We start from the raw sequence: 14,951 nt of genomic DNA, 5'->3' as shown, positions 1-14,951 counted from the left end.
GTGTGTTCAGTTTCCTACATAAATCCAAAAACATGATAACGAAGATATCGGCTCAAGCGTTAGACAAACGAAAAGGCGGACAGTCCGTTGTAAGGGACCGTCCGCCTTTTGCGTTCTAGGAGCTTTGGCTAAAGAACTACTAGATCTGGCACTTGGAATCCAAGTTCTTGTCGTAGTTGGAGTACTGCAACAAGGCGTAGTGGAACGCCAGGGCGTATTCCGAGGCGCCTTCCGGAAGCGGGTGAATGCCGTCGGAATAGAGCAAGTTCGGGTTGTTCTGTGCGTGGGTGCACCAGTCAGCGAGGTAGACGTTGTCGTACTTTTTCGCAGCGTCGATGACGTCGCTTTGAGACTGTGCCATCCATTCGCGGTCGCCGTAAGGAACGGCCATCACGATGGTGTGGTCTGGGCCGATGAGGTCAACGACTTCCTGAATCTGGTCGGGGAATGCCGGGCCATTGGTGCCGAAGCCAAGGAAGACCGTGGAGCGCAGGTCGCCGGCTGCCTTCAGCTGCTCGATGATTGGTGGGGCAGCGCTGTAGTGGCGGGAGACCTCAGCGTCGATGTAGATGCCTGGGTAGCGCTGCTGCAGTGCCTCGGAGGCAGCCAACATCACCGAGTCACCGATGGCGGTAATTTCATTGCCGGTTGGCATCGGGCGACGCGTCTTTTCCGTCTGCGTGCTTGGTGCGGCAGCAGGCGCTGGGCCGCCGTTTTGCGTGGACTTATTCTGCTTCTGCAGTTGCTCGAGCTGCTGCTCCAGCTCAGACTTATCGCTGGAGGTCGCCAGCGCATAGCCCACGCCCACTAGGGAAGCGACGACGATCAACGGCACGAGCGGCCAAAAGGCCTTGGCAAATCCGTCCTTCATCTCGGACATGGATGGGCGGGCCGCCCAGTAGCCAGTCCACGTCTTCTTGTAACCGCCGCGGCGGAAAGGATTCTCCACGAACTGGTAGGAAAGCTCTGCCAGCAAGAAAGAGATCGGTACCGCGACAAGGCCCAGAATCCACGGCTTGTCGGAGGAGTGGTTTCCGTCGAAAATCGCGCGCAAAATCATCACGACCGGCCAGTGCCACAGGTACAGCGAGAAGGAGCGTTGGCCGAGCCAACGCATGACGGCGGTGCTGAAGATCCACTTGAGCGGACCGAACTCACGGATAACGCCCCAGATCATCAGTGCGCCGAGAACGCTGGTGAGGATGAGGCCGCCGCGGTAGGTGAACTCAGCATCGTCCGGCATGAGGAACAGCTGCGCGATGTAGCCGGCCAAGGCGAAGGTGCCGATGACACCGGCCATTACCTGCTCAGACTTGCCAGGGCTTGGCCAAGAATCTGCCTTCGGGTGGGACTTGGTGCTGGTAACAATCAGGGACAGAATAGCACCGATGAGCAGGCCGAAGGCGTGGGTATCGGTGCCGTAGTAGACGCGAGTTGGGTCTTGGCCCGGGGCGTAAATCAGCCACATTGCTACGCCGGAGGCGATAGCTAGCAGCAGCGAGATTGCGATTGGTAGACGGCGCGGCTGTCGGCGGGAGATGGCAAAGATACCAAAGATAAGCAGCGGCCAGATGACGTAGAACTGCTCTTCTACGGCCAAGGACCAGTAGTGGGCAAAGACCTGGATCTCATTGTCCGCGAAGTAGGACTGGGAGGTGGCAATCTGCGTCCAGTTGTTGACGAAGAAGAACGTGCCCAGGAACTGCTCACGGATACCGACTGCGATATCGCCGCCGATGAGAGCAACGATCGCCGTGCAGATAATCAAAACGGTCAGCGCTGCGGGCAGGATGCGGCGGAATCGACGTACCCAGAAGTCCTTCAGGCTGATTCGACCGCTCACACGGAACTCACGCACCAGCAGGGAGGTGATGAGGAAGCCGGAGAGGACAAAGAACATGTCCACGCCAAGGTAACCACCAGGCAGCACGTCGCCGAAGAAGTGGTAGATAACCACAGCAAGAACGGCCAAGCCGCGCAGACCATCAAGGCCCTTAACCTGGCGCAGGCGTGCGCGCTTGGTGCGTTTTACTTCCTTGCTATCGTGCGGCGTCTTCAACGCTTCCGGTTCGTGCGGGAAGTGGTCCACCATCACCGGCTTTGCCGGTTTGGAGTCTTGCTTTGGCTGCGATGCTTTCTGCGGCGGCTGCACGTAGGAGGTCTTCTTTGGAGCCTCGCTTGCCGACGCCGTGGAAGCACCAGCCTCGCTTGCCGACGCCGTGGAAGCACCAGCCGCGCCTGCTGCCGCACCAGCCACAGCACCAGCGGCGGCTGTCTTAGCAGTTGCCGAACCCTTGCCAGCATCGTCGTGCTGATCAGAGTTTCTGCGCGCCTCGCGTGATGGCTTCGGCGCCTTCATCTGCTGCGGGGTAGGAGTGCCAACCGGCTGGGAACGGCGTGCGAGCGCACGTTTGATTTCTTGATCGGCCGCTGGTGCCTTCGCCGACGGAGACTTTGCTGCGGAAGCACCTGCTGCGCCTGCGGCACCAGCTGCGCCTGCCGCTGCAGCAGCGCCAGCAGCGCGACCAGCACCGCCAGCGCCGTCAGTGTTCTTTTTCGGTTGAGACGGCTGCGGCTTCTTGCCCGACTTCCGCTCGGTCTGTGGTGCAGACTTAGCAGCAGGCTTAGGCTTTTCGGCTGGCTTCTCAGCAGACTTAGCCTGCGGTGCCGACGGCTTCGACTGAATTGGTTTCTGAACAGAAGCTTTCGGAGCTGGCTGAGCCTGCGGCTGGGGCTTTTGCTGTGCAGATTTCTGTGCAGGCTGCTGAGGCTTATTGCTTGGTTGAGCCTTGGCGCCTGGCTGAGCATTCTTGGCAGGCAGAGACTTCGGGTTTATCGGCTTTTGAGTAGGAGTCTTTTGGGGTTGGTTGGCCTGCTTTTGTGCCGGTTTCTGTTGCTGCGCAGTTTGTGGCTTCTGCTGTTGAGTGGGTTGGGGCATCTGCTGCGCAGGCTGCTGAGGCTTATTGCTTGGTTGAGCCTTGGCGCCTGGCTGAGCATTCTTGGCAGGCAGAGACTTCGGGTTTATCGGCTTTTGAGTAGGAGTCTTTTGGGGTTGGTTGGCCTGCTTTTGTGCCGGTTTCTGTTGCTGCGCAGTTTGTGGCTTCTGCTGTTGAGCGGGCTGAGGCTTCGCAGCGGCAGTTTTCTGCTGGGGAGCTTGAGAAGTTTTTGGTTTCTGTTGCTGGGCAGGCTGAGACTTCTGAGGTGCTTGCTTTGGGGGCTGCGTCGGCTGTGCCTTTTGTGCAAACTGCTTTGGTTTTTCTGCAGCAGGCTTGTTGGCCTTCGCATCCTTGGATGAGGAGGCTGCGGAATCTGCAGAATTCTTAGGTGCAGAGTTCTTCGGCGCTACGCCCTTGGGGGCGGCAGGAGATTGCTTTGCCTCGGTCTTCTGTTGGGAAGCTGATGCTGGCTTGTTTGCAGCGCCCTTTTCCTGAGGTGGGTAGACCAGACGAGCATTCTTGGTGTTCTTCGGAGCTGGCTTTGCTGGAGCCTTGGAATCAGTCTGCTTCTTCTGAGGATCTGGCTGCGGCTTAGATTCAGCAGAACCTTGCTTAGGGGCTGGTGCACTTGGCTTCGGTACCGTATTGCCTGGCTTGGTATTGGAAGTGTCAGGCTTGCCCGATGCTGCGGCCGGCTTGTTTTGTGCGGCCGGCTTGTTAGGGGCAGCGGCAGGCTTAGAGTTCTCCGGCTTCTTAGGGGCAGAAGTCGACTTCTTTTGCTCAGGCTGCTTCTGTTCGGACTGCTTCTGCTGTGCTGGCTTAGAGGAGTTTGCCTTGGCAGACTTAGCCTGGGAAGGCATGTTCGCAGACTTGTCCTGCGAACCCTTGACTTGTGGCTCTGCCTTCTTTGGATCGTTGTTGTGATCCTTGTTATCCGCCACTGGTTGATATACCGGTTTCTGCGGGGCCTCCTGAGCCTGTTGCGCTGGTCGGCCGAGGAGGGACCTCAAAAACTGTTTCAAAACATTCTCCAGGGAAATAGTGGCTAGCAACTGGGTTATTCTAGCCCGCGTCGGTAAAAGAATTCTAAAAAATGGGGAGGAGTACTCACCCTTATTTGGGCAACCTAACTTGTGCCTAAATTGCTGGTAGCAGACTCCGCGAACAGCTTGCGCAGAACTGTGGACACACCGTTGTCTGCATTGGACGGGGCGATAATATCTGCGATCTCCTTCAACTGTGGATGCGCGTTTTCCATTGCTACCGCTAGGCCCGCGGCACGCAAAAGCTCGTAGTCGTTTAAGAAGTCACCGAAGGCGGCGGTCTCGGAAAGCGCGACGTCGCTAAGCTTGGCCATAGCAGTCAAAGCCTTGCCCTTGTCGACGCCGTCTGCCATGACATCGAGCCAGACCTTGCCGGAGATGGCCACGGTGTGTTCCGGCACGACCTTGCGGACCGTAGGGGCGAGGTTGGCCTCTGAGCCGTCCTTACAGTAGGCCGCAATTTTAATGACGTTATCGAGCGGCACCTCATCGAGGGACTCCACCCACTTAAACGCACTGTAATACTTGGTGATTTCCTGAACCGCGTGCTCTGGTATATCGCGTTTAATAAACGCGCGCTCCGGGGTGCACAGAACCAACGTGTGCTCCGCAGGGAACTCAGACGATGCCGCTAGAACGCGACGCACAGCTGCAGCGGGTAGGGGAAAGGACGCAATGATCTCATTGTCGCGCATGACCACCGCACCGTTTTCGGCGATGAAGGCGTCAAAGTCGGGGAACATCTTCTGCAAGGTGGCAAGCTGGCGGCCCGACGCCGGGATTAGAACGGACTCATTTTCGGCAGCGAGTGCCTTAAGTTCCGCAAAGTCATGTGGAAGTTGACCCTCTGGGTTTAAGAGAGTGCCGTCCATGTCTAGTGCAATGAGCTGCGGGGCCAAATCGTCCACCAATCTGTGATTTATCGGGGTAGCCGTATCTAATGTGATATGCCACACTGGAGGGCATGTCTGAGAATAATAGTGCTGTAGAAACAAGTTCTCACGCCGAGCCAGTGAAAGTATCAGTTCGCAACCATACCGGAGTTATCGAGCTGGATCGGCCGCGCGCGCTCAATAGTTTAAATCCTGAGATGCTTGACATTATTCGCCAAGCTCTTTCCCAGTGGCGCGAGGACGAAAATGTCCAACAAGTGCTGGTTCACTCGCGAAGCCCCAAGGCCTTTTGTGCTGGAGGTGACGTGCGTGCCGCCCGCGACGGAGTCTTGGAGGAACGTTGGGGACAAGTGGATGAATTCTTTGAAAAAGAGTACAAACTGAATGGTGATATCGCCGAGTATCCCAAGCCCTATATCTCCGTTATCGACGGCGTCGTCATGGGAGGCGGACTAGGAATTTCCGCCCACGGTTCGCACCGAATCGTCACCGACAAAGCATTTGCTTCGATGCCAGAGATGGCAATTGGCTACATCACTGACGTCGGTGTCGCCTACATGGCCCAACGCATGATTGGCACCCGTGGAAAATCCGATCCCGCACTGGCAAAGTTTTGGGGCCTTAGCGGCTACCGTATGTATGCCGCAGATATGCTCTGGGCTGGCTTGGCGACGCACGTCATCGAAAGCCCCCAGGCATTCATCGATGATGTTATTGCCGTAGGCGTCGATGCCGCTGCAGAAAAGCACGCGATTAAACCGGAAGGTAAACCAGAGCTAGCAGAGCTCATTGATGACATCGATGAAGTTTTTGCCTTTGATACATGGGCCGATATCAAGCAAGCGCTTCCTGCCCATCCGCAGCTGGCAGAGGTCTTTGCAAAACTTACCGAAAAGGCTAGCCCTTCATCTTTGGTTGCGGCTACAGAACTTTTCGCTGGGGAAGCCAAAGCGAAAGACGTCCGTGAGGCCCTGCGCATGGAGCTGGCTTTGGGCAAGCACATGTTGCGCCGGCCAGATTTTGTCGAAGGCGTGCGTGCGGTCCTGGTAGATAAAACGCATGATGCCGCGTTCCCCGCAGCGGGAGAGGCCGCCGAATTCCGCGAGGTTATCGCCAACGCCTAGATGCTGGCACTAATGCTTTACCAACTGGCGACGCCGCGGTTAGCGGCGTAAGCGGCACGGGCGCGTTCGGCGTCGCAGCCTGCAGGAAGGTCGACGGCCAGCACTGCCTCGGCAACTTCCGGAGTAGGGGCAGGCAACGTCAGCGTAGGCGAGCTCGCTAGGAGGATACCGGTCTTTTCCCCCAGCTGTACGGTCAGCAAAGTCCATGCGCCGAGGATGGGCATCGCAATCTGCGGAAGAAAGGCGTCCTTCGCCCACTCCATTGGTAGGCAAGGCCGGACAAGATCTGGGACGCAGTTATCGCGCCCGAAGCGCTGCAAGTTGAAGGAAGCGCGTGCGGAATGCGTGCCCGCATAGTCCGGATCAGCCCACGCCCACGTGAACTCATCGGAGTCGACCGTTGCGATGAGATGAGCATCGACGGGCGTCGAACCGGTCGAGGTAGAAAGCATCGCGGTGGCCGTCGCGGCATCAAACTGCACGGCGGCATCAGGAAAGCGCGACTCCAGGTAGAACTGGTGCTCAACGGCGGTGAAATGGGCGTCGGCAAGCACGTGCTCTGGCAGCACACCCGAATGGGCCTTGCGGATGCCAACGATGCGCTGGCCACCCGGTGCATCCTTGGCGCTCAAATGCACGCTGGTGCCATCGCTGAGCGTGATTGTCTCCGCTGTGGCGCCGCCCTTGGCGTTACCCGGCGCGGAATCAGCTTCGAGCCGGCGCGCTTGCGCGAGGTTCAGCAAGGCCAAGCGCTCGTCGATGCCGCCGCTGAAACGCTCAAGTCCTAAGGAGATAGTGCTGGCCGTATCGTGCGGAAGACTGTTGAACGCAATGGCCACCACGGCGTCGTGATCGCCCTGCGGTACCCGGGCGACCGGGGCGTTGCCCACGAGAAAGCGCGCGATATTAAGCAGTGAGAACTCGAAAGGTTGCGGTTCGTGGAACTCCGCGATGGGCGCTTGACGCGCACCTTCCGCGCACCAGGTGAGAATGCCATCCTTGATGGTGGCAAGGCGCATGCCTGGAAAATCGCGTATTCCCTGCGCAGTGTTGAAGCGAACCTGGACCTTTTGGTCCAATTCGGTAGTCCCATCAGCGCTCGGGGAAGGCTGGAAGTTGAACTCCGTCGCTTCAACCTCGCCTAGCTGCTTTGTAAATTCCGCATCGATACCTGCTTGCACGAAGGCGCCGGCGGAGTAAATTTCTTCCTGGTTTTCAGGCAGTGGCAACGGTGGCAATGGCATGGGGCGTGAAACTTCCTCAGCGTCGGTAGGGATTATCTATCGCTTCTTCATAAGCGGCAACGAGTGCCTTTGTGGATTCTAACCATGAATAGCGCTCTGCTTCGGTACGCGCGGCCTGACCCATGCGGGCGCGTCGCGCGGGATCTGTCAATAGGCTAATCGCAGCTGCGGCCCATTCGGCGTCGGAAGCATCGCGATCGATGAGGTGACCGGTTTCGCCTTCGTCGATGACGAAAGGGATGCCGCCGGCGTTTGTACCGATGACAGGCACTCCGGCAGCAAAGGATTCAAGGGCAACCAAGCCTAAAGTCTCCGTCGCTGAGGGGAAGAGGAAAACGTCACCGGAAGCGAATGCTTGCGCGAGCTTTTCGCCGGACAAATAGCCGGTAAAGACAGTGACTTCGGGGTCGAAGGACTTCTTGAGCTGCTCCAGATAGGGGCCAGCGCCCACGATGGCCAAGCGTGCCGCGGGTACTTCCTGGCGCACGAGTTTTGTTACGTTGGCGAGCCGCTCCAGGTCCTTTTCTTTGGAAATGCGGCCGATATAGGTAAGAAGCGGTGCGTCGGGATTACCTGCGCTGAGGCGCTCACGCATGACTAGTGTGGATTTTTTCGGGTGGTAGGTCTGAGTGTCTACGGCCTTTGGCCACAACTTCACGTTGTGCATCCCAATCATGCGGGCCTTATCCACCATGGGAGCAGACGTGCACAGGTTCACCGCGGCCTGGTTGTGTAGGTAGGTGATCGCATGCTCTGTCAGCGGGCGTGTCCACCCGATGCCGAGAGCGTCAACATATTCCGGGACGTTGGTGTGAAAGCTTGCCACCAGCGGGACCGCATCGCGCCGGGCAGCGAAGACGCCTAGTGCGGCAGTCCAAATGGGGTTGACGGCATGAATTACGTCTGGGGCCCATTCGCGGATTTCCCTGAAGAATCCCCAAGTTGGAAGACCGAATTTGATCTCCGGGTAGACCGGTAAGGAAAGGCTGGGGATCGGGGAAACCTCAAAGCCTGCAAAACTTTTCGGAGGATTGCCCGGGGCGAAAATTTTGACCTCGTGCCCTAGAACAGCAAGCTGCTCTAGGGTCTTGGTCAGGCGGGTGACTACTCCGTCGATCTTCGGGAGAAAGACCTCAGTAACGATTGCGATGCGCACGGTTTAAAAGTGGGGTTAGTGAGCGGCCTTGTCGAGGAATTCCTCCGGAATTCCAACCTGTTGCTGCTTCGTCCACAGCGACTGCGCTGGAATCTTGGAGCGATCCACGCGGTCCGCGTAGCGCCTTGCTACCTCCTCGATCTCGTGGAGGAGCCCCTCGCTCAAGGTAGTTGGCTCAAGGCCAAGTTCCAAGAAGGTGTTGTTGGAAACGTGCAGCTCGTTTTCTGCCGATTCCTTGCGCGGGTTCGGCACCATGGCGAGCTTCGCACCGGAAAGCTCGGCGACGAGTTCTGCAAGGTCGCGCACGCGATGGGTTTCTGTCATCTGGTTGATGATCTTTACGCGTTCGCCCTTGGCCGGCGGATTCTCCAGAGCCAATTCGATGCAGCGGACCATGTCGCGGATGTGGATGAAAGCGCGGGTCTGGCCACCGGTGCCGTGGACAGTCAGCGGGTAACCGATACCTGCCTGGATGAGGAAGCGGTTGAGCACCGTGCCATAGTCGCCGTCGTAGTCGAAGCGGTTGATGAGGCGCTCGTCTTTAAGTGTTTGCTCGGTGTGAGTACCCCAGATGATGCCCTGGTGTAGGTCGGTGACGCGCAGCTCATCGTTCTTGACGTAGTAGGCAAAAAGGTGCTGATCCAGCACCTTGGTCATGTGGTAGACCGAGCCTGGGTTGGAAGGGTAGAGGATGGACTGCTCGATTGGCTCCTGGCCCTCCACCTTGACCTGTACGTCGAGGTAGCCTTCCGGGATTTCCATGCCCGCGGTGCCGTAGCCGTAGACGCCCATGGTGCCGAGGTGAGCCACGTGGATGTCGAGGCCGGATTCCACGATGGCGGCCAGCAGGTTATGGGTGGCGTTGATGTTGTTATCCACCGTGTAACGCTTGGTACGCGAATTCTTCATGGAATAAGGAGCAGCGCGCTGCTCAGCAAAGTGCACTACTGCATCCGGTTGTTCAGTTACCAGGAAGTCGAGCAAAGCGTCGTAGTCCTGAGCAACGTCCAAGTTGTGGAAAGCGATGGTCTTGCCGGAGACCTCATGCCATGCCGCGATGCGTTCCTCAATCGAGACGATGGGGGTTAACGAACTCGCGCCGAGTTCCTCGTCGATAGCGCGGCGTGAGAGATTATCCACGATGATGACGTCATGGCTCTGGTCGGACAAATAAAGGGATGCTGGCCATCCACAGAAACCGTCGCCGCCCAGAATCGCAATCTTCACTGTGAACACTCCAAACTTACTCGAGGGATGCATGCGAACATGCGCTGACAGGAAGGTCTATCTTTGCCCGGAGGAGCGAGGCCTGTGGGCGGAAAATACGACTTATACGACAGTACCCCGGTACCGGCAGGTGTCGCCGCCGGTCCGGGGTGAATTTTCAGTGAACTGCAGGAAAGCGCAGTGCTTGAGAAATCGATTAGGAAATCTTTTTCAGCGCTGCAAGGCATTCGCTGACGATTTGCTTCTTTTCTTCAATGCTCAAAGCATGGCCTTCCTTTTCTGCGGCATTGATTTCCATCAGGGCAAGGCGTGCGGCCGCGCCATGGGCAGTCAAAATGACGCGCATTTCTCTTTCGGAAAAGTCGGCCATTCGCGTGCTGAAGGACTTCAGGATGTCTTCGGCACAAGACTCGTAGCGTTGGCGCTCTTCGGCAGTGTGGCTAAGCCCTTCGAGACTCTCGCCGATGGCCACCAAGGTAGCAATCGAATGCAGGTTTTCGTCCTCGGATTCCAGAACATCCGAGACTAGGTGCTCAAAGAATTCGTTGATGTCAGCCTCGGGATAGAGCTCGTCGATATTTTCCGAGAAGGACTCAAGGACGCTTGCGGTGAAAAACAAAAGCGCATCGGAAGCAGAGGTGAAGTAATTGTGGAAGGTACGTGGGGAGACCCCGGCGACCTCCGCAATGCGCGCCACGGTGAGTTTTTCCGCACCTTCAGCGAGCACCAGGCGCGCGGCAGAATCTGCGATGGCGTGGCGCGTGGCCCGCTTTTTTGCTTCTCGCAAGCTCGACACTTTTATGCTCCTTTTCCGGTGGACTTCGCTTCTACCTTATCGCGCTGGAATTGTTGGAGTTCTTCACGCTGCGCGCTCAGGGCTTCTCCTTCTACATCGAGGTTGGGCAGAATCTTCTCCAGCCACTTTGGCATCCACCACGCCTTGTCATCGAGTAGGAACATGGTGGCCGGAATCAGCATCATGCGTACGACGAAGGCATCCATGAAGACGCCGACTGCCAGCGCGAAGCCCATGGTCTTAATGAAGGGGAGGTCGATGAGCATGAAGGCCGCGAACACGGAGATCATGATCAACGCCGCCGCGGTCACGGTGCGAGCGCCATGCTTGAATCCGTTGGAGGTGGCGTTGCCGGCCGTCTTGCCGTGGACAAATCCCTCACGCATGCGGGTAACCAGGAAGACCTGGTAGTCCATCGCCAGGCCAAAGGTCAGGCCGATGAGCATGATCGGCAGGAAGGAAAGAAGTGGCTGTGGGTCATCGATGATGCCGAACATGCCTTCCTGGAAGATAGCGACGGTGATGCCGAACGTGGCGGCCATTGATAGGCCGAAGCCAGCCGCGGCAATCAGCGGTACCCAGATGGAGCGGAATACCAATAGCAGCACCAGGAAGGCGAGGCCCAGGACGATGGCGATGTAGGGGACCAGGACGTCGGAAAGCTTCTGCGAAATGTCATCGAAGATTGGGGTAATGCCGGTGATGCCGTAGCTACCGCCGGTGTTTTCGCTGAACTCGCCCTGGTAATCACGCAGACGCTCCAAGGTCTGGGTGGTTTCCTCATCGGTCGCGCCGGTGGACGGGGTGATCATGATCTGCGCGGCATCTTGGGAGTCGGTGGTTGCCACGATCTGGGCATTGACGACGCCTTCGGTGTCATTGAATTCCTGCAGAATCTGCTGGAATGCAGGCAGGCGGTCTTGCTCGGCGACGTTCGCGACGTCGACGAAAGCGATCATCGGAGCATTGCGTCCCGGGCCGAATGCCTCCTCGGTCATCTCGTAGGCATCGCGCTGGGGGGGTGCCTAGCTTGGAGGTGCCATCTGTCGGCATCGCAAGGCGCAAGTTGGCAGCCGGAAGTGCGAGGATGCCCAGCAGCACAACGCCGGCAACCAGGTGCAGGAATGGATGCGCACGCACGCGGCGTACCCACTTTAGGCCCATCGTTGGCTTTTCATCTTCTGGATCCGGAACCTTAGGACCGGGAACGCGACCTGCGAAGATCTTGGTACCCAACAGGCCGAGGAGGGCCGGTAGGAAGGAAAGTGCTACGCAGACCGCGATGACCACGGTGGCTGCGGCTGCGATGGCCATGGTGGAAAGGAACGGAATGCCGATGATAGTCAGCGCGGCGAGGGCGATGACCACGGTGATGCCGGCGAAAATGACGGAGGAACCGGCGGTGCCGAGCGCCATGCCCATTGCATGTGCGCGGGTAGCCTTGTCCATCTTCTTAAGCTCTGCGGCCAGCTCCTTGGGGTTCAAGTCATTGAGACCAGAGGAGGTAATCAGCTCGTTGCGGAAGCGAGCGACGATGAACAGGGCATAGTCGATGCCCACTGCGAGACCGATCATGGAGGCCAGCATCGGGGTCTGATCGGAGACAGAGTCCGTGAAGATGGTGGCGAGCTGGACGCCCAGCAGGCCGACGCCCACGCCAATGACGGCGGAGATAAGCGGCATGCCTGCGGCTACGAACGAGCCGAAGGTAATAAGCAGCACGACGGCCGCGACGATGAGGCCGATGACCTCGGAGACCATGTTCATCTCGGTGGCGCCGTTGAAGGCGTTGCCGCCGTATTTCACAGTGAGGTCGCCCTCGTCGTAGTCGCGCAGAATATCCGTGACCGCAGTCATCTCTTCTTGCGGGATGTCGGTGACGGTATCTGCATCGAATTCGATGGAGATGGTGCCTGTGCGCTTATCCTCGCTGAGCGGGGATAAGGCAGCCAGGTTTTCTTGGATCTGCTCTTCAGGCATGCCCTGCGCCGACATCTTTTCAGTCAGCTGCTTTTCCATGCCCATCGCGGCCACGACGGGATTGACAATCTTGTCGGAATCGCGCAGCGCGTCCGTGCCTTGCAACTCCTCGATCATGGAATCGACCTCGCCCATGACCTCTTTTGCACTGAGCTTTTCGCCTTCTGGAGCTTGAATGGTGATGGTGGCGCTAGGCGCGCTCATGGCATCGGTTTCATTACCGAAGCGCTCTATCATCTTTTCCTGAGTGACGGTGGAATCCATGTCAGGCATGGAAAAGGTTGGGCTAGGGGACTTGGCAAAAGCGCCCGCGAGGCCACCGAAGCCCACGAGGACTACGAGCCAGAACGCTAGAAATGGCCACACTTTTCGGTATGACCAACTACCGAGTCGGTAGAGGAATTTCGACATGTACAGACTTCCTTTGATTAAGTTTGCGTTACTTCTGCAATATTGCACACCTTACGCAAACTTGCAGTTGCTGTGCAAGTTTGCGATTTGGGATCAGTTTGGGGAGGCGCTGCATAAGCGCTGTAGACTTGCGCGCATGCTCCATGCCGTCCTTTACGCTCTCCTTGACTCCGTGAATGCGCTGCTCATAGGTATCCTCGTCGCGATTGGCATCATGCTGCCGCGCGGGATGTATCGCAAGATCGCTACGCTCGTGGTCGTGGGAGACTGGCTGGGCGTGCTCGCCGCGACGGCGCTCGTGTTCTCTATCTTCCTTGGCATCAAGGACCAGATCATCTCGGTGCTCGACTCGCCCATCGCGGGCATCGTGCTCATCGTGGTCGGCGTCCTCCTCGCGCTCGGCGCGTGGCGCTCCAAAGGCGAGTCGAACCCGCTCGTGGAGAAACTCCTAGGCCCGCTGCGCACCCCGTCGTTGCTTACGGCGCTTGTCGGCTTCGCGATGGGCATTATCCAATCGCTCACCTCGGTGCCGTTCTACTACGGCCTCATGCACTTGGCCGCAGGCGATCTTTCGGTGAGCTCGCGGGTGAGCGCAGGCCTGCTCTACGCCTGCCTGGCGTTGAGCCTGCCCACGCTCTGTGGCCTGGGGATCGCGATGGTGCGCCACTACCCGGACAGCCCAGCCGGGCGCATCTTCGCGGCTGCGCGCCGCAACTCGACCCAGGTCGCGCTGTACTCGGGCTACGCGGTTGCGGTTTTTCTAATCATCATGGGGGTGGTCTCGCTCTAGAACCAGACGTCCTCGAGACGCAGGGACTCGGACTCGGGCGCCTGGCCGCGGGCGGTCTCGACGTAGCGCGCGGCATGCGGGATAAACGCGGCGGATTCCTCGGGGTTCAGCTCGCGGCGGACCTTGGCGGGCACGCCAGCGGCGAGCGAGCGCGCCGGGATTTGCTGGCCTTCGAGGACCACGGCGCCGCCGGCGATGAGCGAGCCAGTACCGACATGCGAGCGTGAGAGCACGGTGGCCTGCATACCCACGAGCGTTCCGGACTCGACGTGTGCGCCGTGGACCATCGCCATGTGGCCCACAGTCACGTCGTCTTCGAGGACGCAGTCTGCGTCGCAGTCGACGTGGAGTACGCAATTGTCCTGGATATTCGTGCGTGCGCCAATGCGGATGGCGCCGACGTCGGCGCGCAGGACCGTGCCATAAAAGACGGACGCGTCGGGGCCGATTTCCACGTCGCCGATAATCGTGGCGTTCGGCGCGATAAACGCGCTGCGGTGGATGCGGGGACGGACGCCGTTGAAGGGAAGAATGAGCATGATTACTCCACGGAGATGGCAAGGGTTTTGGACAGCTCGTAGTCGCCCGGCTCGGCGCGCAGGGTCTCCAGCAGTGCGGCGCGTGTGTCCGGGTCGAGCGGGATGGCCCAGCCTTTCTTCGGGTCGCGGACGGGGACCTCGGGGCGTGGGGCCGGGGAGAAGAAGACGCGGGTGGGGGCATCGGCAAGCCAAGCGGGCTCGGCGGCGAGGGCGACCTCACGGAGGGCTGCGGCGCCGGAAGAGTCGGTGACGACGATGAGCAAGGTTCCGGCGGTGTGGACCTCCAAATGGCCGACCTCGACGACGGGCGCGCCAGCCTCGGGCGTGGCGAGGCGCGGGGCCTTGGGGCCGGTGAGCGAGCGGAGCGCGTCAAGTAATCCCATGTGAACATCGTAAGCAGCCGCGTGCGGTAAAACAACGTGATTGATGCAAGAACTTCCCCCTAATTTTTGAAGGCGGCGTGTCCGCGGGGGCCTCGCACACCGTGAATTATCTTTCGCGCGACGCTTGGCGGGCAAAGGATTCCTTCGTGGACTTCGCCCATAACCCGAGCTTTGGCGGGGGTGTCCTCGTTGCTGCGCGGCACGGGGTATTTCAAAGCGGAGTATATCTACGAGCGCTCCTCGGACAATGATCTGCCCTTCGACTGCGAAGCATTTCAGGCGAACTCGGAGGAGATGAACCTGGCGACGACGCGCGCGGATACCGGCGAGTCCATCTACATCACGCGCGACGATATCCACGAGCAGACCGACATAAACATGTACGTGCGCGCCCTCGACGTTGCCGCTCATTATGACGCTGCGCTTTAT

General features: G+C 58.8%; 10 protein-coding genes and 1 pseudogene. 2 read left to right on the top strand and 9 right to left on the bottom strand.

Going from position 1 to position 14,951, the window contains the following annotated elements; all coding sequences use genetic code 11:
- Nucleotides 1-139 precede the first annotated feature (139 nt).
- Both HMPREF3155_RS05330 and HMPREF3155_RS05325 read right to left on the bottom strand, forming a co-directional pair.
- Nucleotides 140-3,877, bottom strand: coding sequence for an acyltransferase family protein (locus tag HMPREF3155_RS05330; protein ID WP_246817683.1), 3,738 nt, complete (start codon nucleotides 3,875-3,877; stop codon nucleotides 140-142).
- A gap of 185 nt (nucleotides 3,878-4,062) precedes the next feature.
- A complete protein-coding gene (locus tag HMPREF3155_RS05325) occupies nucleotides 4,063-4,887 on the bottom strand; it encodes an HAD family hydrolase (RefSeq protein ID WP_210385644.1) in 825 nt (274 codons plus the stop codon).
- Between the two features lie 56 nt (nucleotides 4,888-4,943).
- Between HMPREF3155_RS05325 and HMPREF3155_RS05320 the strand changes: the two genes are divergently transcribed.
- Nucleotides 4,944-5,996: a 3-hydroxyisobutyryl-CoA hydrolase gene (locus HMPREF3155_RS05320; RefSeq protein ID WP_062035559.1), complete on the top strand. Its 1,053-nt coding sequence runs from the start codon at nucleotides 4,944-4,946 to the stop codon at nucleotides 5,994-5,996.
- Nucleotides 5,997-6,013: 17 nt separating this feature from the next.
- On the opposite strand, the gene HMPREF3155_RS05315 is transcribed toward HMPREF3155_RS05320, so the two are convergent.
- From HMPREF3155_RS05315 to HMPREF3155_RS05295, 5 genes and pseudogenes are all read right to left on the bottom strand, one after another.
- On the bottom strand, nucleotides 6,014-7,240 hold the full coding sequence (locus HMPREF3155_RS05315; RefSeq protein WP_062035558.1) for a DUF6882 domain-containing protein: 1,227 nt from the start codon (nucleotides 7,238-7,240) through the stop codon (nucleotides 6,014-6,016).
- 16 nt (nucleotides 7,241-7,256) lie between these two features.
- Nucleotides 7,257-8,396, bottom strand: a complete 1,140-nt coding sequence (locus tag HMPREF3155_RS05310; protein ID WP_070432754.1) for a glycosyltransferase family 4 protein — start codon at nucleotides 8,394-8,396, stop codon at nucleotides 7,257-7,259.
- 15 nt (nucleotides 8,397-8,411) lie between these two features.
- On the bottom strand, nucleotides 8,412-9,623 hold the full coding sequence (locus tag HMPREF3155_RS05305; protein WP_061921377.1) for an NAD-dependent epimerase/dehydratase family protein: 1,212 nt from the start codon (nucleotides 9,621-9,623) through the stop codon (nucleotides 8,412-8,414).
- Between the two features lie 196 nt (nucleotides 9,624-9,819).
- Entirely contained in the window at nucleotides 9,820-10,419 is a 600-nt protein-coding gene (locus HMPREF3155_RS05300) for a TetR/AcrR family transcriptional regulator (RefSeq protein ID WP_070432753.1), read from the bottom strand.
- Nucleotides 10,420-10,421: 2 nt separating this feature from the next.
- Nucleotides 10,422-12,810 (bottom strand): annotated as a pseudogene (locus HMPREF3155_RS05295) (MMPL family transporter).
- A 136-nt stretch (nucleotides 12,811-12,946) separates the two neighbouring features.
- Here HMPREF3155_RS05295 and HMPREF3155_RS05290 point away from each other — a divergent pair.
- Nucleotides 12,947-13,600: a hypothetical protein gene (locus HMPREF3155_RS05290; RefSeq protein WP_070432764.1), complete on the top strand. Its 654-nt coding sequence runs from the start codon at nucleotides 12,947-12,949 to the stop codon at nucleotides 13,598-13,600.
- Here the strand turns inward: HMPREF3155_RS05290 and HMPREF3155_RS05285 are convergent.
- Together HMPREF3155_RS05285 and HMPREF3155_RS05280 are read right to left on the bottom strand one after the other, a co-directional pair.
- A complete protein-coding gene (locus HMPREF3155_RS05285) occupies nucleotides 13,597-14,139 on the bottom strand; it encodes a gamma carbonic anhydrase family protein (RefSeq protein ID WP_061921388.1) in 543 nt (180 codons plus the stop codon). The genes HMPREF3155_RS05290 and HMPREF3155_RS05285 overlap by 4 nt on opposite strands.
- 2 nt (nucleotides 14,140-14,141) lie before the next feature.
- Nucleotides 14,142-14,522, bottom strand: a complete 381-nt coding sequence (locus tag HMPREF3155_RS05280) for a hypothetical protein (RefSeq protein ID WP_061921390.1) — start codon at nucleotides 14,520-14,522, stop codon at nucleotides 14,142-14,144.
- Between the last annotated feature and the right edge of the window lie 429 nt (nucleotides 14,523-14,951).

This window comes from Corynebacterium sp. HMSC06D04 (assembly GCF_001807315.1).
GTDB lineage: Bacteria > Actinomycetota > Actinomycetes > Mycobacteriales > Mycobacteriaceae > Corynebacterium > Corynebacterium simulans.
This window is presented reverse-complemented; position numbering and strand designations above follow the sequence as displayed.

Bases quoted from the DNA above. Each gene is read 5' to 3' on its own strand.
- HMPREF3155_RS05320 (WP_062035559.1), top strand. From the start codon at position 4,944: ATGTCTGAGAATAATAGTGCTGTAGAAACAAGTTCTCACGCCGAGCCA.
- HMPREF3155_RS05315 (WP_062035558.1), bottom strand. From the start codon at position 7,240: ATGCCATTGCCACCGTTGCCACTGCCTGAAAACCAGGAAGAAATTTAC.
- HMPREF3155_RS05290 (WP_070432764.1), top strand. From the start codon at position 12,947: ATGCTCCATGCCGTCCTTTACGCTCTCCTTGACTCCGTGAATGCGCTG.
- HMPREF3155_RS05285 (WP_061921388.1), bottom strand. From the start codon at position 14,139: ATGCTCATTCTTCCCTTCAACGGCGTCCGTCCCCGCATCCACCGCAGC.
- HMPREF3155_RS05280 (WP_061921390.1), bottom strand. From the start codon at position 14,522: ATGGGATTACTTGACGCGCTCCGCTCGCTCACCGGCCCCAAGGCCCCG.